This is a genomic window from Hymenobacter cellulosilyticus (genome assembly GCF_022919215.1).
GTDB classification, from domain to species: domain Bacteria; phylum Bacteroidota; class Bacteroidia; order Cytophagales; family Hymenobacteraceae; genus Hymenobacter; species Hymenobacter cellulosilyticus.
The window spans coordinates 1,884,863-1,908,110 of the sequence record NZ_CP095046.1 but is presented as its reverse complement, the minus strand read 5'-3'; the positions used below and the strand labels follow the sequence as shown (position 1 = coordinate 1,908,110).

Genomic DNA, 23,248 nt, shown 5'->3' with positions numbered 1-23,248 from the left:
TCCCTATTATGCTTCCCGCTCCGTCCTCACCCGCTTCAGCAGCTGCCGCAGCGTGTAGTTCGTCCGCGCCTTCACCTTATCCGTCCGCCCATACAGGCTTTTACCATCGGCCAGCACCTCCTGCATCAGCGCGTAGAGGTGGTTCAGGGTCGTGGTGTTCTCGGCGGTGAGGCCCTGGCTGCCGGTCTGGTGCAAGTCCTGCAGGGTCGTGTCCTGGGTCAGGTCGGTGTAGAGGCTGCGCAGGGCGTCGGTGTCGGCCTGGGGGTGGCCCTTGGCTTGCAGGGCTTCGCGGTTGGCGTCCAGGTTCTGGAGCAGGGTGTTGAGCCGGGCCTCCAGGCGCTCCATGTCGCCGGAGCTGCGGGCCTGCCGTACTTCCTTGATGCCGAAAGCAGCGGCCGGTACCGTGAGGCCCTGGGCCCGGCGCACCCGCGCTTCGAGGTGGTCGAGCAGTTGGGGCAGCTTGGCCGAGGTGCTCTTGATGCGCTGCGTAATCAGCTGCGCCTGGGCCCGACTGATGCGGGTGCTTGTCAGGGCTTCGGCCGCGGCCAGGCGGGCGGTGTAGTCGGCCAAAAACTTCGGGCCGTACTCCTCGGGCAGCAGTTGCTTAAACTCGGCCAGGTCGCGCGCCACATGGCCTTGCAGCAGGCGGGCCAGGGGTAATAATTCTTCCCGCCGGAAACTGAAATTGGGAACAGGTTTACTCATACAACACGATAGAAATTAGAGGTTTAACATAGCCGTAAACTACTAGTATTTCTGACGCTGTTGCCACCTACGGTTCCGTTTATTTTACACCGTCCGATACGGCTTCAGAACTGTCCGATTCCTCTTCAAGACCGTCCGATAAGCTTTCGGGGTGTCCGAGACCGTCCCAGGACCGGCTGATAGGCTTTCAGGGGCGTCCGATTTTGTTTCAGGGCCGTCCGATAAGCTTTCGGGAGCGTCCGATACGGCTTCAGGGGTGACCGAAATGCTTTCCAGGCCCCCGGAGCCACTTCAAAGCCCATTGGAGCTGCTGCCAGGGTGTACATATATGGGCGCACTGCGGCCCCTACTCTTTATTTCCTTTCTGACGAGGTCGAGAGACCTCCTTCCCAGGCTTGCTACTCGCTGCTTACCAAGCTTTTAGACAACGACAACGGAAGGGTACAACCCGTAGCTTTATTGAGATTATTTCAACACAAACAGATTACTTTTGATGATATTTCAATCAAACAGGAACTATCTTGAAAATTATTCTGCTTATTTGGCAAATCCTCACCAAACCAAACCTAATTCTCCCATGAAAAAGACTCATCTCTCCCTCCTGCTGCTCGGCGTGGGCATGACTGCCTTCTCCAGCTGCTCCAAAGAACAGGATGCTGCTGCCCCGCTGCCACAGCCGCCGTGCAGAACGCCAAAGTGGAAGAAGCCTACCCCAGCCAGACCGGCCCGGTCCAGGTGAGCAAGATGGGCGTGTACCAGCAAATCAACGGGGAGAATATCCTGGAAGGTGATATTATTCTGACGGCCAGCCAGGTGAATCCCACCGGCCCACAAACCGAAAGCGCCGGCCGCAACACCGGCAAGTGGCCCAGCGCCGTGGTGTACTACACCATCGATGCCGCCCTGCCCAGCCAGAACCGCGTAACCGACGCCATTACTCACTGGCAGACCTACACGCCCGTCCGCTTCGTGAAGCGCACCACCCAGGCCAACTACGTGACCTTCCGCGTGGGCTCGGGCTGCTCTTCTAACATCGGCATGATTGGCGGCCGGCAGTACATCAACCTGGCCTCAGGCTGCTCTACGGGCAACACCATCCACGAAATCGGCCACGCCCTGGGCCTGTTCCACGAGCAAACCCGCAACGACCGGGACAACTACGTGAACATCCTGACCCAGAACATTCAGTCCGGCTACGAAAACAACTTCACCAAGTACGGCGTCTCGGGCTACAGCGGCACCGACTTTGGCGCCCTCGATTTCGGCTCTATCATGATGTACGGCTCGTTCTCCTTCTCTTCGAACGGCCAGCCCACCATCACCAAGAAGGACGGCTCTACCTTCGACATCCAGCGCAGCGGCCTTTCCGCCGGCGACCGGGCCGGCATCGACACGATGTACTAAGCCCAGCGCTGATCCGCGCCGTAGCTGCAACTGCGGCATAAAAAAGGGCACCCGGTTGCGGGTGCCCTTTTTTTATGTGTGCTAAGCAGTTACTCCTGCTTGCCGTCCATTGATTTCAGACGGTTGTAGGTCTGCTTGGAATGCTGATACTGGCGCTCCACGGCCTGGCGCACCGCGCCGCGCAGGGTATTGTCGCTCAGAGCATCTTCGTAGGCTTTGATGGCCCACTCCTCACCGTAGATGTTAGAGCCCAGAATGGCTTTTTCGTCGGCCCCGGTAATGGCGGCTTTGGCATCCATCCAGGCGCGGTAGAACTTGCCTTTCACCGTGGTGCTGTCCTGACGGCCGCCGCCCTGCTGCCGCAGGAAGCCGTTGAGCTCGTTGGCAAACTGCTGGCTCTGGCTTACCAGCTGCTTATAGTAGCCGGTGTTCTGGGGTCCTGGCTTTCATCGACAGCGCGCTGGTAGCCCTCAATCCGGTCATTCACGAAGTAGAGCAACTCATTGAGCGTGTCAACCTGGGCGTCGGAGCCGGCTCCGGCAGCTTTCCCAGACTTGCTCTTGTTGCTGCGCAGCAAAGCTGCTGCACCCACGGCCAGCAGGGCGCCGCCTACTACTTTCTGGGTTGTGGTCATGCGGCCGAGCATGTCGCCCACACTGCCTTTATTGATCCACTTGCCGGCCTGGCTCAGCAGGGAACCATCAGCGTTGGAAGAGCCCAGGGAGGCGGAATTATACGAAGAGGCGCTGCCGCTGCGAGTAGGTTGGTTAGACTTGGTCATGACAAAGAATAGGTTGGTGAAGTTAGGCTAGGCTTACGGCTCCCGTTCTCAATGAGTTAGGATGAGCTTCATAATTTACCCGGCGGCCGGGCCCCACACCGACCCGCTTTCAGGTCCGGCGGCCGTACCTTGCGGCCTCATTAGTTGCTACTCGTATGCTTTCATCTTGGTGGCGGACGCCCTTGGGCCGCCTGCGCATGGTTGGGTTTCTGGAAGGCGTCTCGTTTCTGGTCTTGCTGGGCATTGCCATGCCCTGAAATACCTGGCCGGGCAGCCCGAGGCGGTAAAGGCCGTGGGCATGGCGCACGGTGTACTGTTTGTGCTGTATGTGCTGCTGGTGCTGCAGGTGAGCATCCTGCACAGCTGGTCGTGGGGCAAGGCGCTGCTGGCCTTAATCGTGTCGTTTCTGCCTTTTGGTACTTTCTGGGCCGAGAAGAAGCTGTTTCAGGAGTAGTATTGGGCAGAATCAGGTGAATTTGCGGACCTTGGCCTGCGCTATGCTATTCTGCCTTTTATTCTGCCTACCTCATGCCTGACGCCCTCCTTGCTTTGTCCTTGCCCCTGGTTTCGGTGCGCGTAGGCCAGCCCGAAACCTTAACTGCTGCCGGGCCCGCGCCCCGCGCCTGGACCTCCGCCATTCGCAAAGCAGAAATTACCGGCCCCGTGTGGCTCGACGGCCTGAACCTGACCGGTGATTTGCAGGCCGACCAGAAAAACCACGGCGGCCCCGATCAGGCTCTGTGCGTGTATCCCGGAGCGCACTACCCGTTCTGGAGCACTCAGCTAAGCCAACCCATGCTGCCCGGCAGCTTCGGCGAAAACCTGACCCTGGCCGGCGACGCCACCGAACACGACGTGTGCCTGGGCGACATTTTCCGGCTGGGTGAGGCCCTGGTGCAGGTTTCCCAGCCCCGCTCTCCTTGCTACAAGCTGGGTTTGCGTTGGCAAACGCCGCTGCTGCCCAAGTGGCTGCAGGACTCGGGCCGCACCGGCTGGTATATGCGCGTGCTGCAGCCCGGCTACGTAGCCCCCACCGACGCGCTGGAACTTGTGGAACGCCCCTACCCCGCCTGGCCCCTGACGCTGGTCAACAGTGTGAAGTATGAGCAGCGCGAAAACCTGGCTTTGGCCGCCGAGCTGCTAGCCTGCCCAGCCTTAGGCGGACAGTGGCGCCGCAAGATGCAGGGCCGGGTGGCCGGCACCGCCCCGCTCTACGACGATGCCAACCGCCTGGAAGGGCCCGCCGCCACCTGAGCAGCCGAGCTGAGCTGTATCCTTTTAGCAGCAAGTAAGCCCCGACTCCTGTATATTTGGTAGACGTTCCGTGGCTAATCGGCTGCGGCGTCTTTCCAGCCTTGAATCGACTTGTTTTCTTTTTTCTGCCTTACCTGTGGCCGGCCCTGGCTTTGCTGACCGGCTGTGCCCCGTCGGAAAGCCAGCAGCCGACGTACCGCATCGGGTTTTCGCAGTGCAGCACGGCGGGTCCGTGGCGGCAGGCTATGCTCGACGGGATGAAGCGGGAGCTAAGTTTTCACCCCGACGTGGAGCTGCGTATGCTCGATGCCCACGACAACAGTCAGGTGCAGCAGCAGCAGATCCGGGAGTTGGTGCGGGGCGGTATTGACTTGCTGATTGTGTCGCCTTACGAAGCCGGACCAGTGGCCCCGGCCGTGGAAGAAGCCTTCCGCCGCGGGGTACCCGTCGTATTGCTAGACCGGCGCACCACGTCGCCACATTATACGGCCTACGTGGGGGGCGACAATCTGGAAGTGGGCCAAACAGCGGCCCGCTATGCCGCCCGGCTGCTCAACCGGCACGGCGACATCATCGAAATCCTGGGTACCCCGGGCTCTTCGGCTACTTCGGAGCGCCACCAGGGGTTTGCCCAGGGCCTGCAGCAATATCCCAACCTGCGCGTGGTCAGCCAGGTAACCGGCGACTGGACCGAGAAAAAGCTACCTGCCCTGACCAAGGCCCTACAAGCTCACCCCGGGGTGGCGCTCATCTTTGCCCACAACGACGGGATGGGACGGGCTGCCTACGAGGCTTGCCAACAGCTGGGCCTAGCTCAGAAGGTAAAAATCATTGGGGTAGATGGACTGGCCGGCAAGAACGAAGGCCTCGACCTGGTGCAGCGCGGCTTAGAAACGGCCTCGGTACTGTACTCGCCCGGCGGGGAAGATGCCATTCGGACGGCCCTCAGCATTCTGCACAAACAGCCCTACAAGCGGGAAAACACGCTCGGCACCATCGTCATCGACTCGACCAACGTGCGAACGATGCAGCAGCAGACCGACAAGATGCTGACCCAGCAGGAAGACATTGAGCGGCAGCAGGGCCTGCTCCAGCGCCTTCAGGCTACCTACGCCAGTCAGCAAACGATTCTGTATGGCTTACTGGCTACGCTACTCGGGCTACCGTGCTGGGGATGATGGCCTGGAACTCGGCCCGCAAAAACCGGCAGATCAACCACCAGCTGGCCTTGCAGAACGCCGAGAACGACAAGATCAACCACCAGTTGGTTGAGCAGAACGAGGAAATCAGCCAGCAGCGCAACCAGCTCGAAGCCCTGGCCGAGCAGGCCCGCGCCGACACCGAAGCCAAGCTGCGCTTCTTCACCAACTTCTCCCACGAGCTGCGCACCCCTCTGACCCTGATTCTGGGCCCGGTAGAGGAACTGCTCACCGGCAGCCCCGAGCTGAGCCCAGCCCAGCGTCAGGATTTGGCTTTGGTGCGGCGCAACACCCAGCGCCTTCTGCAGCTGGTGAATCAGCTCCTAGACTTCCGCAAAATCGAGGTGGGCAAAATGGCGGTGCGCGCTTCGGAAAGCAACCTGGTAGCCTTCGTGCGCGACATCGTGGATGCCTTTGAGAAGCCCGCCCGCCTGCGCGGTGTGCGCCTGCGCTTCTTGGCCGCCGAGCCCGTGCTAGTGGCCTGGTTCGACGGTAATATCCTGGACAAGGTTTTCTTCAACCTGCTCAGCAACGCCCTGAAATTCACCCCCGACCAGGGCCAGATTACCATCAGCCTGCAGCGGGGCGACCAGCAGACCCTGCGCGTGAGCATCGCCGATACTGGCCGGGGCATCTCGGACCAAGACCGGGCCCATATCTTCGAGTGGTTTTACCAAGGCGACCAGGGCGCAGTGGCCAAGGGCTCGGGTATGGGCCTGGCCCTGGCCCAAGGGCTGGTACGCCTGCACCAGGGCCAACTTACCTTCAGCAGTCAGCCCGGGCAGGGTAGCACCTTTGTGGTGACCTTGCCCCAGGAGCTGCCCGAGGAGTTGCGGTCCATTGAGCCGGCCGCTCCCACCCTGCTTACCCTGGACGAGCCCGAGGCCCTGGCCTCTGAGTTGGGACCCGGTACGGAGGTGCTGCCTCAGGAAAGCGGGAGCGAAACCCTGGTGCTGGTCATTGAGGATAACCCAGAGGTCAACGACTTTCTGGCCCGCAAGCTGCGCGCAGACTTCCGGGTGCAGACGGCCACCGACGGGCACAGCGGCTTCCGTTTGGCTACCGACCTAATTCCGGACCTGATTGTGTGCGACGTAATGATGCCCGGCCTGAGCGGGCTCGAAGTCGTGACCCAGCTGCGGGCCGACTGGCGCACCAGCCACATTCCGGTGGTGCTGCTTACAGCCCGCAACGCGCCCGAGCAGCAGGTAGAAGGCGTGCAGGCTGGAGCCGACGTGTACCTGACCAAGCCTTTCAACCCGGCCTTTTTGCTGGAGAGTGTGCGCACACTACTGGCCAACCGGGCCCGGCAGCGGGAGCATGTGCGCCGGGAGCTGAGCGTAGATACGGCCACGGTGCCGGCCAATAACCCCGACCAGAAATTCCTGCAGGACCTAACCGCCATTGTGGAAGCGGGCCTGACCAAGACTGACCTAAGCGTTGAGGATATTGCCCGTAGTCTGAGCATCTCCCGCATGCAGCTCTACCGCAAAGTCAAGGCGGTGCTGGGCACGGGTGTCACGGACTTCATTCAGAGCCTGCGCCTGACCAAGGCCCGGGAGCTGCTGCTCAACGAAGCGCTAACGATTTCGGAAGTTGCCTACGAGCTGGGCTTCTCCTCCCCGTCTTACTTCTCTACTAGCTTCAAGGCGCGCTACCAGATTTCGCCCTCCGAGTTTCGGGCCCTGCACATTGCCCCGCAGCACTGAAATATTATCAAAAGCCCTGTAACAAAACTGCAACCGGCCCCTGACAGGGTCGGTTTTTTTGTGTTTTATAATTCAGAATTTCAAGTAGTTACACCTGTTTTAACCGGTGAACGAATTTTGAAATAAATCAGCAAGCCTTTGCTGGTGCAGACGTGGAATTTTGTGCAACCCGACTACTCTACTGCGTCCCGCAACTGCAAACGTTTGCAGCCCTGCCAAGGCCGGTGCTGAGCCCCGGGAGAATCCTTCATCACCCCACAGTCTTACTCCACACTTCGGACGCCTGCGTCACCCCGCTTTGTCGGCGGGCTCGTTGGCAGCCAACTTTTCTGCTCCCTCTCCCTTCACTTAACCCACATTACTATGCCGTTTTTACTACAATTCCCCACGGCTCTCGCCCGCTCCGGCTGCTGCTGACCCGGCCCTGAGCAGCGTTCTGCTGACGAGCCTGGCGGCAGCCCACCCTCTGGCCAGCCCGGCTACTCCCCACGTTTGGGCGGCCATTCCAGAGCGCACCACGGCGGTGAAAGATTTGTACTCTGCGTTTTTAGTAACGGCCCCGGTTAGTGGCCGCGTGGTCGACGCCAACGGCGAAGGCATGCCCGGCGTGACGGTGGTCGTGGCCGGTACCAACCTGGGTGGCGCCACCAACACCAATGGCGACTACCTGATTCCGGACGTACCAGCTGGTGCTCAGACCCTGGTTATTTCGTCGGTGGGCTACATCACCATGCGGGTGCCTATCACGGTAGTCGACGGCCAGCCAACGGCAGTAGGCAGCACCACGCTCAGCGAAGACGTGCAGGCCCTGAAGGAAGTAGTGGTAGTAGGCTACGGCACCCAGTCGCGCCAGGAACTGACCACGGCGGTATCCTCGGTCACTTCCAAAGCCATTGAGCGTCAGCCCGTAGCTGGTTTCGACCAGGCTCTGCAGGGCCAGACCCCGGGCGTACAGGTAACCTCGCCGAGCGGGGCCCCGGGTGCCGGTATCAACGTGCGGATTCGCGGCAATAACTCCATCACTATGAGCAACTCCCCGCTCTACGTGGTTGACGGGGTGCCTATTCTGCCGACCTACGACCGGGAGCTGAGCATCGGCAACCAGAAGCCTAACCCGCTGAACAGCATCAACCCCAACGACATCGAGAGCATCGACGTGCTGAAGGACGGCGCCGCAGCGGCCATTTACGGCCTGCGCGCTTCCAACGGGGTAGTCGTGATTACCACCAAGCGTGGCAAAGTGGGCAAGCCCCAGCTGGGTTTCAGCATGTATTTCGGCCAGCAGCAGCTGCGCAAAAAGATTGACCTGCTCAACGCGCGCCAGTTTGCCGAGTACTACAACGAAGCCCGCGCCAACGCCAGCACTCCGCTCGGGCCGGCCTACACCGACCTGGACAACCTGCCCGCCAACACCGACTGGCAGGATGAAATGTACCGCAAAGCAGCCATTCAGAGCTACCAGCTGAACGTGAGCGGCGGCACCGACAAAACCCGCTACTACGTATCGGGTGGCTACTTCAAGCAGGACGGTATCATCCTCAACTCGGGCTTCGAGCGTTTCAACTTCCGGCTGAACCTGGATCAGCAGCTGGGCAACCGCTTCCGCTTCGGGACCAACATCAACCTGAGCCGCACCAACAACAACGGTAGCGTACGCAGTGAGCAGGGCCTGGGCAACTCTGGCACCGTGCTCGGCGCCCTGGCCCAGATTCCGACCGTGCCGGTGTACAACGCCGACGGCTCCTACGCGCTGAACCCCTTCTCGCTGTCGGACAACCCCATCGGCAACCTGCTGGAAACCCACAACAACGCCCTGATTTACCAAGGGCTGGGCAACGTGTACGGCGAGGCCGACATCCTCGACAACTTGAAGCTTCGCACTTCGTTCGGCATTGACTTCCGGACCCAGCTCGAAAACCAGTTCATTACCCGTGAATATCCCGGCACCTCGCGCTCCACGCCCGAGCAAAACCTGAAAGGCAGCGCCGCCACTGGCACCAATATTCAGAACATCTGGCTGTGGGAAAACACGCTGACCTACGACCCCAAGCTCGGTGACCGTCACCGCCTGACGCTGCTGGGCGGCCAGTCGGTGCAGGAGTCGAACCGCTTCACGTCTGGGGCCTCCTCGCAGGGCTTTGCCTCCAATGCCAGCCCTTACGTCTCGGCCGGCGCTACCCGCACCGGAACCAACAGCTACGAGGATGAGTGGGGCCTGATGAGCTACTTTGGCCGCGCCATCTACAACTACGATGAGCGCTACCTGGCTACCGTCAGCTTGCGGGCCGACGCCTCTTCCAAATTCGAGGGCAAAAACAAGTGGGGCTACTTCCCTGCCGTATCGGCGGCCTGGCGCGTGGCAAAAGAATCGTTCTTCCCCGAGAACCGCGTCGTATCCGACCTTAAAGTCCGCGGTAGCTACGGCGAAGTAGGTAACCAGGAAATCTACACCTACTCCCGCTTCAGCACCTACGACACCGGCTCCAACTACGCCGGCGCCAGCGGCTCGAGCATTGTGGGCGGCATTCGCCCCGGCCGCATCGGCAACGTCGACCTGAAGTGGGAAACCACGAAGCAGTTCAACGTGGGCCTGGACCTGGGCTTCATGCAGGACCGCGCCACGCTGACCTTCGACGCGTACCGCAAGCGCACTACCGACCTGCTGTATGATGTACCGATTGCCCCCAGCACCGGTGCTCAAAACCTGGTTGTAACTCAGAACCTGGGCGAGGTTGAGAACAAAGGCGTTGAAATTGGCCTGAACACGACCAACGTGCAGAGCAACGAGGGCGGCTTTAGCTGGACCACGAACGTAAACTTCACGCTCAACCGCAACAAGCTTATTCAACTGGGTCAGCAAGTCAACGAGCAGAACGTGTTGGTGGACCGGGAGGTAATCGGCAACAACAACATCCTGCGCAAAGGCCAGCCCCTGGGCGTCTTTTACGGCTACGTAGCCAACGGCATTTTCCAGTCGGCCGACGAGATTAAGAACTCGCCCAAGCAGGACAACGCCAAGCCCGGCGACGTGCGCTTTGCCGACATCAACAATGACAACGTCATTAACGATAAGGACCGCACCATCATCGGCAATCCGAATCCAAAGTCCCTTGCTGGCGTAACCAACACGTTCACCTTCAAAGGTCTGGAATTGTCGGTATTCTTCCAGGGCAGCTTCGGCAACGACATTCAGAACCTGAACCGCCAGGCTATTGAAAGCGTCGTAGGCCCGGTAAACCAGAGCACGGCCGTGCTGAACCGCTGGACGCCAACCAACACGAACACCAACATTCCGCGTGCTTCGACCGAGGATCTGAACCAGAACAACCGGTTCTCGACCCGCTTCGTGGAAGACGGCTCCTACGTGCGTCTCAAGAATCTGACGCTGGCCTACAACCTCCCCACTACGCTGCTGCAGAAAGCTCACTTCAGTGGCCTGCGCCTCTACGTGACCGGCCAGAACCTGCTGACCTGGACTGACTACTCGGGCTACGACCCAGAAGTAAGCTCCGACCCCTTCTCCAGCACCCAGTTCGGCCGCGACTTCGGCACCTACCCCCAGGCCCGTACTTACACCATCGGTCTGAACGCCAGCTTCTAACTGCTCCCCTCTCCCGACGACTCCCATGAAAAAGATATTCATTCCCGTTTTTGCCTTAATGCTGCTGGGTAGCTGCAATGTGCTCGACAAAGAGCCGCTGCCCACCGTGTCTCCCGTTACCTTCTTCAAAACCGGCGACGACGCCGAGGCTGCCATTACGGCCGTCTACGACGCCCTGCAGGGTACCGGCCTCTGGAGCCAGGACCTGATTGTGGCCGGCGAAATGCCTTCCGACAACTGCACCAGTGCCAACGGCGACGTAGGCCCCATGGAGCGCCTAGCTTGGACGCCCACGACCAGCCAGGTCAACAACATCTTCCGCGACTGCTACATCGGTATCAACCGCGCCAACGCCGTTATTAAGTACGTCGGCGGCATCTCGATGCCCGGCCAGCGCCGCGACGAGATTCTGGGCGAGGCCTACTTCGTTCGGGGCCTGCTGTACTTCAACCTGGTGAAACTCTACGGCGGCGTGCCGCTGCGGCTGGAGCCCACCGAAAGCGGCACTCCGCAGGCCGTTTCGATGCCCCGGGCTTCGGCCGAGGCCGTGTATGCCCAGGTAGTGTCGGACCTGACCCAGGCGGCTGAAAAAGCGCCGGCTGCTAAAAACAACCGCGCCAGCCGGGCTGCTGCCAGCGCCATTCTGGCCCGCGTGCAGCTCACCCAGCGCCAGTGGAGCCAGGCTTTGGCTGCCGCCAACGCGGTACTCGCCAACAAGACCTACTCGCTGAACAGCAGCTTCAAGTCGCTGTTCCCGGCCAACAACGCCGCCGAGTCGCTCTTCGAAATCCAGAACTCGGGCGCTACCGACGGCAACAACATCCTGCCCGACCTGCTGCTGCCTAACCCGCCCGCTACCTACTCGTTCCCGAAGTTCAACATCCCAACCCAGGAGCTGGTGCAGCTCGGTTTGTCGGACCCCGCCGATAAGCGCTGGGCGGCCATTGGCCCCGTGTCGGGCGGCATCGACCACGCCAGCTACGTAGACGGCGGCCCCGGCACCGGCAACGACAACGGCCCCTTCGTGTACAAGTGGCCCGGCAACCCCAACGCCTTCAACAGCCCCGACAACACGTATGTCATCCGCTTGGCCGAGGTGTACCTGACCTATGCTGAAGCCGCCAACGAGCTGGGCAACCCGGCTTCCGACGTGCTGGAGAAGCTGAACGCGGTTCGCCGCCGCGCCGGCCTGGCCGACTTCCCGGCCGCCGGAGCCACCAAGGAATCCCTGCGGGCTGAAATCGACAAGCAGCGCCGTCTGGAGCTGGCCTTCGAAGGCGAGCGGTGGTACGATTTGCTGCGCTACGCCCGTCACACCCAGGCCGACCCCTCGGCCCGGCACGCCAAAACGGCCCTGGACATGATTGAGCAAATCCGCGGCACCCGCGACGCAAACTACCTGCTGTTCCCGATTCCGCAGGGAGAACTCAACAACAACGCCCAGATTTCGCAAAATCCTGGGTATTAAGCTCGGTCGGGGGCGCTGCAACGCCCCCGACTTTGTTTTGCGCGACCAAGGGGAGGCCTGGTCGTGCGAAGCCGGGGCCGGTTTCGGTGTGGGAGAGAAACGAAACCGGCCCGCAGGCTTCACCTGCTGCCTGCTCCCTTAGCCTCCGGCGGCACAGATCTGCCGCGTATTACTGCTCTCCGCTTACTTTTTCCTTTTCGCATGTTCCGCACTCTTTCCTTATCCGCCTCTGCCCTTTCCCTGCTGCTGGTGCTGGGCCTGAATTCCGGCTGCCAGCGGGTGCCCCAGGCCAACTCGGCCAGTGGCCGCGGCGCGGCTTTCTGGCTGACGACGACGGATAAAACTTCCCTGTTTCAAAACCAGGCCGCTCAGCCCTGGAGCGACGCCCAGCCAACGGGCGCCGTTATTGACATCGACGAAAAACAGACTTTCCAGCCCATCGACGGCTTCGGCTACTGCCTTACCGGCGGCTCGGCCGAGCTGCTGCACCGCATGGGCACAACGGAGCGCAAGGCCCTGCTGCAGGAGCTTTTCGGCACCGACGGCAACCATATCGGCGTGAGCTACCTCCGCCTGAGCATCGGGGCTTCCGACCTCGATGCACAGGTTTTCAGCTACGACGACCTGCCGGCCGGTCAAACCGACCCCCAGCTTACCAAGTTCAGCCTGGCTCCCGACGAGCCCCACCTGATTCCGGTGCTCAAGGAAATTCTGGCCATCAACCCCAAAATCAAGATTCTGGGCTCCCCCTGGTCGCCGCCCACCTGGATGAAAACCAACGGCGAATCCAAGGGCGGCTCGCTGAAGCCTGAGTTCTACGACGCTTACGCCCGCTACTTCGTGAAGTACGTGCAGGGCATGAAGGCCAAGGGCGTGCGCATCGACGCCATCACGGTACAAAACGAGCCCCTGCACCCCGGCAACAATCCCAGCTTGCTGATGCTGGCTGAGCAGCAGGCCGAGTTCGTGAAAAAGAACCTGGGCCCGGCGTTTCAGCAGGCCAAGCTCGACACGAAAATCATCGTGTACGACCACAACTGCGACAAGCCCGAGTACCCGCTCACCATTCTGAACGACCCCGAAGCCAAGAAGTACGTGGACGGCTCGGCCTTCCACATGTACGCCGGGCAGATTGACGCCCTGGGCAAGGTGCACGACGCCCACCCCGACAAGAACGTGTACTTCACCGAGCAGTGGGTAGGCTCGAAAAGCAAGTTTGCCGAAAACCTGCCCTGGCACGTGCGCACCCTCATCATCGGGGCCACCCGCAACTGGAGCCGCACCGTGCTGGAGTGGAACCTGGCCGCCGACCCGCAGCAGAACCCGCACACGCCCGGCGGATGCACCGAGTGCCGCGGCGCTCTGACCCTGGACGGCAACAACGTGACCCGCGAAGACGCCTACTACATCATTGCCCACGCCAGCAAATTTGCCCGCCCCGGCTCGGTCCGCATCGGCTCAACGCTACCCGACAAGCTACCCAACGTGGCTTTTAAGGCCCCAATGGCGACAAGGTGCTGGTAGTACAGAACGACAGTCCTGCGGCCCAAACCTTTAGCGTACGCCACCAGGGCAAGGCCTTTGCCACTACCCTGCCCGCCGGCGGTGTAGGTACCTACGTCTGGTAGCACCTTTTTTCCTGACTCTTCTTTTACACCCCTATTCCCAAAATTCCCATGAAAAAAATCTTTACTCTCTCCGCCGTAGCCGCTCTGACGGCCGCTTCCTTGGGCGCTCAGGCCCAGATTACCGTGGATGGCACCCTGGCTGCGTCCGAAATCGGGACGGGCGCGGGCAAGTACCAGCTGGTGGGCACCTACACCGGCACGCACTCGGCCGCCGACCGGGGCCTGAAAGCCCTGTACATGGGCACCACGGCCACCACGCTGAACATCATGGTCGTGGCCTCGCCCGAGAAAGGTGACTACAACGCCCTACTGCTCTACCTGGACGCGCCCAACAAAACCGGCGTAGCGGCCAATACCCGCTTGCCTATCGGCTCCGATAATACGTCCCAGTTTAATAGCCAGCCCACGCTGGATATGCCCGTCGACTACGGCTTCCGCCTGACCGTGTCGCCTTTCGCCACCAACGGCAGCGGCGACGTGTACCACAGCAAAATTGACTATACGGCCAACCTCAACAGCGCTGGCAAAGCCCCGACGTGTACTTGGGCTCGACCAATAAGACTGGCGCGGCCTTCACCATTACGGATGCTAACAGCGGCGTGGTAGGCGGCAAAGTGTCCTACAAAACCAGTGCGACGGGTAGCGTGGCGGCTAACACCACCACCGGCTGGGAAATTGAGTACCCGCTGGCGGCCCTGGGTGGAGCTTCGGCCAATGACATTTTCCGGGTGATGGCAGCTTATGTGGCCGATAAGGGCGAGTTCTACTCCGACGTGCTGCCCCAGATTCCGGGCCAGAGCGCCGCGCTGGGCGCCAACCCCGACTTCAGCTCGATTCCGGGCCGGCAGAGCTACGCCTACCAGGTGGGCACGGGCGTGCTGGCCAGCCGCTCGGCTTCGGAAGCCTTGCAAGCTGCTGCTTACCCCAACCCCGTGGCTGCCAACAGCCGCCTGACCTACACCGTGCCCGCCGCTACCTCCGTGGCCGTGGACGTGTACAACAGCCTAGGTCAGAAAGTACTGAACCTGCTGGACGCCGCCCAGGCCTCCGGGCTCATACCCTGGCCCTGGCCCCACTGCGCCAGTTGCCGGCCGGTTCTTACCTGGTTACTCTGCGGGTAGGAACTGAGCTAAGCACCCGCCGCGTAGTGGTCGAGTAACCCCCCATTTTTTGGCCGGCCCGTTTCCGGGCCGGCCTTCATTTTTTCTGCTATTGTTATGCGCTTTTCCACTTCCGCCGCCCGCCGCCTTTGCCTGGCCCTAAGTTATCTGCTGCTGCCGGCAGCCCTGCTTACGCAGTGTACCTCCGAGAATGAGGACTCGCCCGCACCCGGTGGCACTACGGGGGCACCACCGGCGGCACGGGAGGCGGAGGTGGCAATCCGCCGGTAACGGGCCCCTCGCAGGTAGCCCTGTGGCTGACCACGCCCGACAAGGCCTCGTTGTTTCAGAAGAGCACGGCGGTTTTGAACTTCCAGGCTCCGACCAGCTCCAACCCGACCATCGTGGTGGATACCACCAAGACCTACCAGTCGATTGACGGGTTCGGCTACACGCTCACGGGCGGCAGCGCCATGCTGATCAACCAGCTGAATGCTACCACCAAAGCGGCCCTGCTGCAGGAGCTTTTCGCCACCGACAACACCAACATCGGCACCAGCTACCTGCGCATCAGCATCGGGGCTTCCGACCTGGACGCGCGGCCCTTTACCTACGACGACCTGCCGGCCGGACAGACCGACCCCCAGCTCGACAAATTCAGCATTGCCCCCGAGAAGACCGACCTGCTTCCGATTCTTAAGAGCATTCTGGCTATCAATCCCAGTCTGAAGATTCTGGGGTCGCCGTGGTCGGCGCCGGCCTGGATGAAAACCAACGGCAACCTGAAAGGCGGCTCCCTGAAGCCCGAGTACTACGGAGTGTATGCCCAGTACTTTGTGAAATACCTTAAAGCCATGCAGGCCGAGGGCATCACGCTCGACGCGGTGACCCTGCAAAACGAGCCCCTGCACGGGGCAACAACCCCAGCATGGTCATGACGGCCACCGAGCAGGGCGAGTTTATCAAAAACCACGTGGGCCCGGCTTTGCGGGCGGCGGGGCTGAACACCAAGATCATCCTCTACGACCACAACACCGACCGGATTGATTACCCCATGGCCATTCTGGCCGACCCGGTTGCCAGCCAGTACGTGGATGGCTCGGCGTTTCACCTCTACGCCGGCAACATCAATGCCCTGACCACGGTGCACAACGCCTTCCCTACCAAGAACGTGTACTTCACCGAGCAGTGGGTGGGCGGCCCCGGCAACTTCGCCGCCGACTTCGCCTGGCACGTCAACACCCTGGTTATCGGGGCTACGCGCAACTGGAGCAAGAACGTGCTGGAGTGGAACCTGGCCGCCGACCAGAACTACGGTCCTTACACCGACGGCGGCTGCAACACCTGCCTGGGTGCTTTGACCATCAACGGCAACAGCGTGACGCGCAACACGGCTTACTACACGGTGGCCCACGCGGCTAAGTTTGCCCGCCCCGGCTCGGTCCGTATCGATACCAACGTGCCCAGCAGCTTGTCGAACGTGGCCTTCAAAAACCCCGACGGCAAGAAGGTTCTCATCGTGCAAAACGGCAGCACCCAGTCGCAGAGCTTCGACATTCAGTACCGTGGCAAGGTGGTAACTACCGCGCTCAGCGCCGGGGCCGTGGGCACCTACGTTTGGTAGCCGACGCGCTTTTCCTGCTCTCTTTCATGTAACCTCCTCAATTACCGCCCTCCGCTCCCCCTCCGCCCTGCTCACACCTGTTTCACTACGCTGCTCTTCCGCCCTTTACCGGGGAAATTTCCACAACCTTAACCTTTTACGCGTATGAAAAATGTTACCAGATCCTTGCTCGGATTGGTGGCCGCGGGCCTGAGCCTGCATCCTGGTTCCCTAATGGCTCAGAGTGTGAGCTCCTGGATGACGACGGGTGACCAAAGCAAGCTGCTGCAGCCCCAGGCTGCCGTAAACTTCGGGGCCAACTCGGGCACGGCCGCAACCACCATCACGGTAAACGAGGGCACCACCTACCAAAGCATGGATGGCTTCGGGGCCACCATGACGGGCTCCTCGGCCTACGTGCTGAACCGCAACATGTCGGCCACGCAGCGGGATGCCCTGCTCAACGACCTCTTTACCGGCAGCGGCATCCGCCTGAGCTTTTTGCGCCACACCATGGGCGGCTCCGACTTCTCGGCCCAGGGCGACTTCACCTACGATGACCGCCCCGCCGGGCAGACTGACGCCAGTCTGACGTACTTCAACCTGAACAACGACCGGGTTGACCTGATTCCGATGCTGAAAGCCGCTCGGGCCAAAAACGGCGCCATCAAGCTGATGGGCTCCCCGTGGTCGGCCCCGGCCTGGATGAAGGAAACCGGCAATCTGCGCGGCGGCGGCTGGCTGAACGTGGCCTGGTACCAGGCCTACGCCAACTACTTCGTGAAATACGTGCAGGGCTATGCCGCCGAGGGCCTCCCGATTTATGCCGTAACCCTGCAGAACGAGCCGTTGTATGCCGCCCCGTACATGGCCATGCGCATGGACCCAGGCAACCAGGCAGCCTTCCTGAAAAACAACATCGGGCCGGCCTTCCGCAACGCGAATATCAATACCAAGCTCATTGTGTACGACCACAACTGGGACCGGCCGGACTACCCGATGGATGTATTTGCGGATGCCGCCGCGGCTCAGTACGCGGCCGGCTCGGCCTTCCACGGCTACTCCGACACCAACGGCATTCCGAACATGACCACCGTCCACAATGCCTACCCCAGCAAGGACATCTGGTTTACGGAAGCCACCGGCTCGGTAAACGGCAGCTTCTCGGGCGACCTGCGCTGGCATGTGGGCAACTTCCTGATTGGCAACACCCGCAACTGGAGCAAGAGCGTGCTGACCTGGAACCTGGTTCTCGACCAGAACAGCGGCCCGAAAAACGGCGGCTGCAATGATTGCCGCGGCGTGGTAACGGTGAACAACACCAACGGCAGCGTAACGCGCAACCCGGAATACTACGCCCTGGGCCACGCCAGCAAGTTTGTGGACCCCGGCGCGGTGCGCATTGCGACCAACTCGGTAGCCGGTGGCATCGAAAACGTGGCTTTCCGCAACCCCGACGGCTCCAAAGTCCTGATTGCCTTGAACAATGGCAGCTCGCAAAGCACGTTTAAAGTGGTATGGAACAACCAGGCCTTCACCTACACCCTGCCCGCCGGCGCAGTAGCTACCTACAAGTGGAGCGGCGGCACGGTAACGCCCACGCCCAGCGGCCCAACCGTGGGGCGCATCTACCAGATCAGCTCCAAGAACGGCGGCAAAACCATGGAAGTCTCGGCTAACTCTACCGCCAACGGCGGCCGGGTGCAGCAGTGGGGCTGGGCTAACACGGCCAGCCAGAAATGGAAGCTCGTCGACGCAGGTAGCGGCTACGTGCGCATCGTGAACCTGAACAGCAACAAGAGCCTCGACATCGTGGGGCCCAGCACGGCCGACGGCGCCCTGATTCACCAGTGGGACTGGGCCAGCGTTGACAACCAGTACTGGCTGATTACGGCCAACGGCGACGGGACGTACCGCATTGTAAACAAGTATAGCGGTAAAGCCCTCAACGTGCAGAATAACTCCACGGCCGACGGCGCGGCCATTCAGCAGTGGACCTACGGCGGCGGCGACAACGAGCGGTGGTGGTTTACCGACCAGGGTGCGGCCCGCCCTGCCCTGGCCACGACCAGTGCCGCTGCCGATGCGCGTCTGCAGCTTTATCCTACCACGGTAGCCTCCGAACTGAACTTCGACTACACGGCCGACCAGCCGCAGCCCTTGCAGATAACCCTGGTGGATATGCTCGGCAAAACCGTATTGCAACGCCCTGATGCCCTGGCCAAAACCGGCCTGAACTCCTTCTCGCTGAACGTGGCCGCCCTGCCCAGCGGGGTGTACGTACTGCGGGTAGGCACTGCCGAAGGGCAGCTGCAGCGTCGCCTGGTTATCAGCCGCTAGCCTGATTTTTTGTACCCGTGGCCCGTCGGCATCCCGCAGCCGGCGGGCCACTTATGCGGTCCTCCCCGCGCATCTTTTTTTCCATTATGCTCAATAAGCTCCTTCCCTCCCTGCTGCTCTCCGCCCTGAGCGTAAGCAGCGCCCTGGCTCAGAATGCCGTCAGCCCGGCCCGCAACTTCAAAGCGTATTCGGTAGCCGGCAAAAAAGCCCAGGTGTATGCCACCGTAGCCGGCTCCGACCAGCGCCTGGCCACGGCCGGCAGCCTCAGCTTTCAGCCCTCGCCCCAGCCCCTGGAGTCTCAGGTGTGCGTGTTCGTGGATCCGACCAAGACGTTTCAGACCCTGCTCGGTATCGGCGGGGCCCTGACCGACGCCTCGGCCGAAACCTACGCCAAGCTCAGCAAGGACCAGCAGCAGGAGTTCATGCAGGCTTACTACAGCCCCACCAAGGGCATTGGCTACACCCTGGCCCGCACCACTATTGCCAGCTCCGACTTCAGCACCGCACCTTACGACTACGTAGCCGACAAGGACGAGAGCCTGAAGACCTTTAGCGTTAAGCACGACGAGCAATACCGCATTCCCTTTATCAAGCAGGCCATTGCCGCCGCCGGCGGTAAGCTGACGATGTACGTGGCCCCCTGGAGCCCACCGGCCTGGATGAAGGACAACAGCAACCGGTTGAAGGGCGGCAAGCTGCTGCCCCAGTACCGCCAAGCCTGGGCCGACCACTACGTCAAGTTTATCAAGGAGTATGAGCGCCAGGGTATTCCAATCTGGGGTTTGAGCACCCAGAACGAGCCCATGGCCGTGCAGACGTGGGAATCCTGCGTATTTTCGGCCACTGAGGAGCGCGACTTTATTAAGGAATACCTGGGCCCTACCCTGAAAAAAGGCGGCTTGGGCGACCGGAAACTCATTGCCTGGGACCACAACCGGGACCAGGTGTACCAGCGTGCTAGCACCATTCTGGACGACCCCAAGGCCGCTCAGTACGTGTGGGGCGTGGGTTACCACTGGTACGAAACCTGGACCGGCAGCCAGATGATGTTCGACAACGTGCGCCGCGTGCGCGAAACCTACCCCAACACCAACCTGCTGCTCACCGAGGCCTGCATCGAGAAGTTCGACTTCAACAAAGTAAACGACTGGGCCCTGGGCGAGAAGTACGGCATGTCGATGATTAACGACTTCAACAACGGCAACGTGGGCTGGACCGACTGGAACGTGCTGCTCGACGAGCAGGGCGGCCCCAACCACGTCAAGAACTTCTGCTACGCTCCTATCATCGGCGACACCCGCACGGGCAAGCTGCTCTACACCAACATCTACTACTACATCGGCCACTTCTCCAAGTTCATCCGGCCCGGTGCCAAGCGTATCGTGAGCTCCTCCAACCGGGACCACCTGAGCTCCACGGCCTTCATCAATACCGATGGCAAAGTGGCCGTGGTGGTGATGAACGACGGTGACCAGAAGCAGGAGTTCCAGCTCTGGATGCAGGGACAGTCGGCCCCGGTGGTAAGCCAGGCTCACTCCATCATGACTTTCGTCATCAACTAACTACTAGCTCCCGGCTGTGCCGTGGCTGGGCGGGCTCCGTAAGGGGTAACTGCCCAGCCACGGCACAGCCGCAACCAGTGGCTCCGAAACCGAGGTGAAACCCGCCTCTTCTCTCCCTGCCGATTGTAGCGCCTTTTTTCACCCAGCATGCCTTTGGTTCTTCAAACGGCAGCCCGATTGCGCACTTTTCCGGTTATATCAGGCATGAACTCACTTCGAAAACGTACGACTCCGGCTTGGGCCCTGGCGCGCCGCCTGCTGCTGACCGCGGGCCTGCTGGTTCCGGTGGTAGCTTTGGGCCAGCAGGCCGCTCAGCCCCCACCGACTACGCCAACCTGCAGCGCTACGCCGCCGCCAACGAGCGGCTGCCCCCGCCGCCGGCTAGTCCGGCCCGGGTGGTCATCATCGGCAACTCTATTACCGAGGGCTGGGTGAAAGAAGATTCCGCCTTTTTCAAGGGCAAGCCCTACGGCTACATCGGCCGGGGCATCAGCGGACAAGCCACCGACCAAACTCTGCTGCGCTTTCGCCAGGATGTGGTGAATCTGCGGCCGGCCGTAGTGGTCCTTATCGTGGGCACCAACGACATAGCCGAAAACCGCGGCCCTTACGTGCCCAAGCGCACCATGGAAAATATCATGAGCATGGTCGAGCTGGCGCAGGCCCACCGCATCCGGGTGGTGCTGGCCTCGGTGCTGCCCGCCACCGACTTCTGGTGGCGCAAAGGCCTGAACCCGGCCTCCAAGATTCTGGCCCTGAACCAGCAGCTCAAAGCTTACGCCGACCAGCAGCGCCTCACCTACCTCGACTTCCACTCGGCCATGACCGATGAGCAAGGGGGTCTGAAAAAGGTGTACGGCGAAGACGGCGTGCACCCCAACCTGGCTGGCTACCGCGTGATGGAGCCCCTGCTCAACCAGGCCGTGGCCCAGGCCCTGAAACGTAAATAGCGGCCTTTCCCGGACTACTTTCTCCTTTCCACTTCCTTTTTCGCCTCCGTATGGCCCTTGTTGCCCCTACTTCCACCAGTGCTAGTGCTGCCCCCACTGGCACCGACCAGCCCACGCCGCGCTACACGTCGGCACTGGCCTCGCTGACGGTGCTGTTCTTCATGATGGGCTTTATCACCTGTCTCAATGACATCCTGATTCCTTACCTCAAGGGCCTCTTCACGCTCAGCTACGCCAAGGTCAACCTGGTCAACTTCTGCTTCTTCGGCGCCTATCTGGTCATGGGCGTGCCCGCCGGCTGGCTCGTCAAGCGCCTGGGCTACAAGGGCGGCATGCTCGTGGGCTTCCTCATTGCCGCCGCCGGCTGCTGCCTGTTCTTCCCCGCCGCCGAGAGCCGCACCTTCGCCCTGTTCCTGGGCGCCCTGTTCGTGCTGGCCACCGGCGTGGTCACCCTGCAGGTGGCTGGCAACCCCTACGTGGCCATCCTGGGCCCGCCGCACACGGCGTCCTCCCGCCTCACGCTCACGCAGGCCTTCAACTCGCTGGCTACCACCATTGCCCCCGTGCTGGGCGCGCGCCTGATTCTTTCCCACCTGCCCGACCTGAGCCAGCTCACCCCGGCCCAGACGGCGGCCCTGGACATCACGTCGGTGCAGTACCTCTACCTGGGCATTGCCGCCGTGCTGGTGCTCATTAGCCTGCTGCTGGCCTTCCTCAAGCTGCCCCAGATTGCCCACGCCCCGGCCCCGGCCGGCGACACGCAGCGGGCCTGGCATTTCCGCCACCTGGTGCTGGGCCTGGTGGGCATCTTTGCTTACGTGGGGGCCGAGGTGGCCATTGGCTCGCACATCGTCAGCTACCTGGGTCAGCCCGAAGTGATGGGCATGGCCGCCCGTGACGCGGGCGAGCAGGTGGCCTTCTACTGGGGGGCGGCCATGCTGGGGCGGTTTGCCGGCATTTTTGTGCTGCGGGCCGTGCGGCCCGGGCGGGTGCTGGCCGTCACGGCCGTGGGCGCGGTGCTGCTCGTGCTCCTCTCCATCAACACCAGCGGGGCCGTGGCCATGTGGAGCTTGCTGGCCGTGGGCTTGATGAATGCGGTGATGTTCCCAGTCATCTTCACGCTGGCCGTGGCCGGGCTGGGGCGGCACACGGAGGATGCCTCGGGCCTGCTCTCGGCTGCCATCGTGGGCGGGGCCCTGATTCCGCCGCTCTTCGGCCTGCTTGCCGACAGCCAGAGCGGGGGCGGCGGGGTGCATGCCCTGCGCCTGGCCTTTCTGCTGCCCGTGCTCTGCTACCTCTACATCCTCTGGTACGGCTTGAAGGGCCACGTAGTCCGGCAGCCGGCGCAGTAATCCTAAGCCTTCGTTTTTTATCAACCTTATCCTTTATACTATCATGGGGCGCCAACGACAGACCCTCCATTTAACCACCCGGCAGCGCCAGCAGCTCGACGACTATCTGCGGCAAGAAGGCTTACTGCCGCTGCAACACAACCGGGCCCAGGTACTGCTGTACTGGGCCGCAGGCCACTCGGCTGCTACCTGCGCCCAGCACCTGGGCACCACCGAAGACCGGGTGTACGCCATGCGCCGGGCCTACCGCCGCCTGGGTCTTACCGCCTACCTGGCAGCCTCGGTGCAGGGCGGCGCGCCTACCAAGCTTACTCCCGCCGCGGAGGCCGTCCTCACTCATCTGGTAGCCGACGAGCCGCACGCGTCCTGGAGCTTGCGCCAGCTGGCTGAGTTTCTGGTGGGGCCGGCTACGCGCCCTCCATCAGCTACGTCACGGTAAGTAAGGCTCTGAAGCGGATTCGGCAAACGGGACCAACGGCCGTTGCCTGCCAGTAGCGGCTCGCACCCGCCTGTTGATTCCACAAAAAAGGGCACCTTACTAGGTGCCCTTTTTTAATTCTCTTCCAAACCAATTGTATCCCTTCTCCACTTT

Annotated in this window: 22 protein-coding genes; 19 read left to right on the top strand and 3 right to left on the bottom strand. The window is 61.6% G+C overall.

What is annotated here, in order from left to right; all coding sequences use genetic code 11:
* Positions 1-6 precede the first annotated feature (6 nt).
* Entirely contained in the window at positions 7-705 is a 699-nt protein-coding gene (locus MUN79_RS09490) for a hypothetical protein (RefSeq protein ID WP_244677437.1), read from the bottom strand.
* Positions 706-1,386: 681 nt separating this feature from the next.
* Between MUN79_RS09490 and MUN79_RS09485 the strand changes: the two genes are divergently transcribed.
* On the top strand, positions 1,387-2,109 hold the full coding sequence (locus tag MUN79_RS09485; protein ID WP_244677436.1) for a M12 family metallopeptidase: 723 nt from the start codon (positions 1,387-1,389) through the stop codon (positions 2,107-2,109).
* 89 nt (positions 2,110-2,198) lie between these two features.
* On the opposite strand, the gene MUN79_RS09480 is transcribed toward MUN79_RS09485, so the two are convergent.
* Both MUN79_RS09480 and MUN79_RS09475 read right to left on the bottom strand, forming a co-directional pair.
* Positions 2,199-2,519, bottom strand: coding sequence for a PA2169 family four-helix-bundle protein (locus MUN79_RS09480; protein WP_262923054.1), 321 nt, complete (start codon positions 2,517-2,519; stop codon positions 2,199-2,201).
* On the bottom strand, positions 2,513-2,890 hold the full coding sequence (locus MUN79_RS09475) for a hypothetical protein (RefSeq protein WP_244677435.1): 378 nt from the start codon (positions 2,888-2,890) through the stop codon (positions 2,513-2,515). The genes MUN79_RS09480 and MUN79_RS09475 overlap by 7 nt, the downstream gene beginning before the upstream one ends.
* A gap of 298 nt (positions 2,891-3,188) precedes the next feature.
* Between MUN79_RS09475 and MUN79_RS30830 the strand changes: the two genes are divergently transcribed.
* The 18 genes from MUN79_RS30830 (at position 3,189) to MUN79_RS09395 (ending at position 23,095) form a co-directional block, all read left to right on the top strand.
* A complete protein-coding gene (locus MUN79_RS30830) occupies positions 3,189-3,344 on the top strand; it encodes a DUF3817 domain-containing protein (protein WP_311136702.1) in 156 nt (51 codons plus the stop codon).
* 74 nt (positions 3,345-3,418) lie between these two features.
* Positions 3,419-4,144: an MOSC domain-containing protein gene (locus MUN79_RS09465; RefSeq protein ID WP_244677434.1), complete on the top strand. Its 726-nt coding sequence runs from the start codon at positions 3,419-3,421 to the stop codon at positions 4,142-4,144.
* A 101-nt stretch (positions 4,145-4,245) separates the two neighbouring features.
* Positions 4,246-5,322 (top strand): substrate-binding domain-containing protein, encoded by a 1,077-nt coding sequence (locus tag MUN79_RS09460; RefSeq protein ID WP_244677433.1) that lies wholly within the window; start codon positions 4,246-4,248, stop codon positions 5,320-5,322.
* Positions 5,319-7,052 (top strand): ATP-binding protein, encoded by a 1,734-nt coding sequence (locus tag MUN79_RS09455; protein ID WP_244677432.1) that lies wholly within the window; start codon positions 5,319-5,321, stop codon positions 7,050-7,052. The genes MUN79_RS09460 and MUN79_RS09455 overlap by 4 nt, the downstream gene beginning before the upstream one ends.
* A gap of 532 nt (positions 7,053-7,584) precedes the next feature.
* A complete protein-coding gene (locus MUN79_RS09450; RefSeq protein WP_244677431.1) occupies positions 7,585-10,653 on the top strand; it encodes a SusC/RagA family TonB-linked outer membrane protein in 3,069 nt (1,022 codons plus the stop codon).
* A gap of 25 nt (positions 10,654-10,678) precedes the next feature.
* Entirely contained in the window at positions 10,679-12,121 is a 1,443-nt protein-coding gene (locus MUN79_RS09445; protein ID WP_244677430.1) for a RagB/SusD family nutrient uptake outer membrane protein, read from the top strand.
* A gap of 201 nt (positions 12,122-12,322) precedes the next feature.
* Positions 12,323-13,645 carry a glycoside hydrolase family 30 protein gene (locus tag MUN79_RS09440; protein ID WP_375378217.1) on the top strand — a complete coding sequence of 441 codons (1,323 nt, stop codon included), beginning with the start codon at positions 12,323-12,325 and terminating at the stop codon, positions 13,643-13,645.
* Positions 13,636-13,749, top strand: a complete 114-nt coding sequence (locus tag MUN79_RS31760; protein ID WP_375378216.1) for a glycoside hydrolase family 30 beta sandwich domain-containing protein — start codon at positions 13,636-13,638, stop codon at positions 13,747-13,749. The genes MUN79_RS09440 and MUN79_RS31760 overlap by 10 nt, the downstream gene beginning before the upstream one ends.
* A 48-nt stretch (positions 13,750-13,797) precedes the next feature.
* On the top strand, positions 13,798-14,355 hold the full coding sequence (locus MUN79_RS09435) for a hypothetical protein (protein ID WP_244677429.1): 558 nt from the start codon (positions 13,798-13,800) through the stop codon (positions 14,353-14,355).
* The gene (locus MUN79_RS09430) at positions 14,292-14,870 is read left to right on the top strand and encodes a T9SS type A sorting domain-containing protein (protein ID WP_244677428.1); all 579 of its coding nucleotides are present in this window, start codon (positions 14,292-14,294) and stop codon (positions 14,868-14,870) included. Before MUN79_RS09435 ends, MUN79_RS09430 begins: the two co-directional genes overlap by 64 nt.
* Positions 14,871-14,966: 96 nt before the next feature.
* Positions 14,967-15,140: a hypothetical protein gene (locus tag MUN79_RS09425; protein ID WP_244677427.1), complete on the top strand. Its 174-nt coding sequence runs from the start codon at positions 14,967-14,969 to the stop codon at positions 15,138-15,140.
* Positions 15,141-15,214: 74 nt separating this feature from the next.
* Entirely contained in the window at positions 15,215-15,787 is a 573-nt protein-coding gene (locus MUN79_RS30825) for a glycoside hydrolase family 30 protein (protein WP_311136701.1), read from the top strand.
* On the top strand, positions 15,784-16,473 hold the full coding sequence (locus MUN79_RS30820) for a glycoside hydrolase family 30 protein (RefSeq protein WP_311136700.1): 690 nt from the start codon (positions 15,784-15,786) through the stop codon (positions 16,471-16,473). Before MUN79_RS30825 ends, MUN79_RS30820 begins: the two co-directional genes overlap by 4 nt.
* Before the next feature lie 144 nt (positions 16,474-16,617).
* On the top strand, positions 16,618-18,792 hold the full coding sequence (locus MUN79_RS09415; RefSeq protein ID WP_244677426.1) for an RICIN domain-containing protein: 2,175 nt from the start codon (positions 16,618-16,620) through the stop codon (positions 18,790-18,792).
* A gap of 86 nt (positions 18,793-18,878) precedes the next feature.
* Positions 18,879-20,354, top strand: a complete 1,476-nt coding sequence (locus MUN79_RS09410; protein WP_244677425.1) for a glycoside hydrolase family 30 protein — start codon at positions 18,879-18,881, stop codon at positions 20,352-20,354.
* Positions 20,355-20,590: 236 nt separating this feature from the next.
* A complete protein-coding gene (locus tag MUN79_RS09405) occupies positions 20,591-21,304 on the top strand; it encodes a GDSL-type esterase/lipase family protein (protein ID WP_244677424.1) in 714 nt (237 codons plus the stop codon).
* A gap of 50 nt (positions 21,305-21,354) precedes the next feature.
* The gene (locus MUN79_RS09400; protein WP_244677423.1) at positions 21,355-22,656 is read left to right on the top strand and encodes a sugar MFS transporter; all 1,302 of its coding nucleotides are present in this window, start codon (positions 21,355-21,357) and stop codon (positions 22,654-22,656) included.
* A gap of 43 nt (positions 22,657-22,699) precedes the next feature.
* Complete coding sequence (locus MUN79_RS09395) at positions 22,700-23,095, top strand: COG3415 family protein (protein ID WP_244677422.1); 396 nt, start codon at positions 22,700-22,702, stop codon at positions 23,093-23,095.
* Positions 23,096-23,248: the final 153 nt, after the last annotated feature.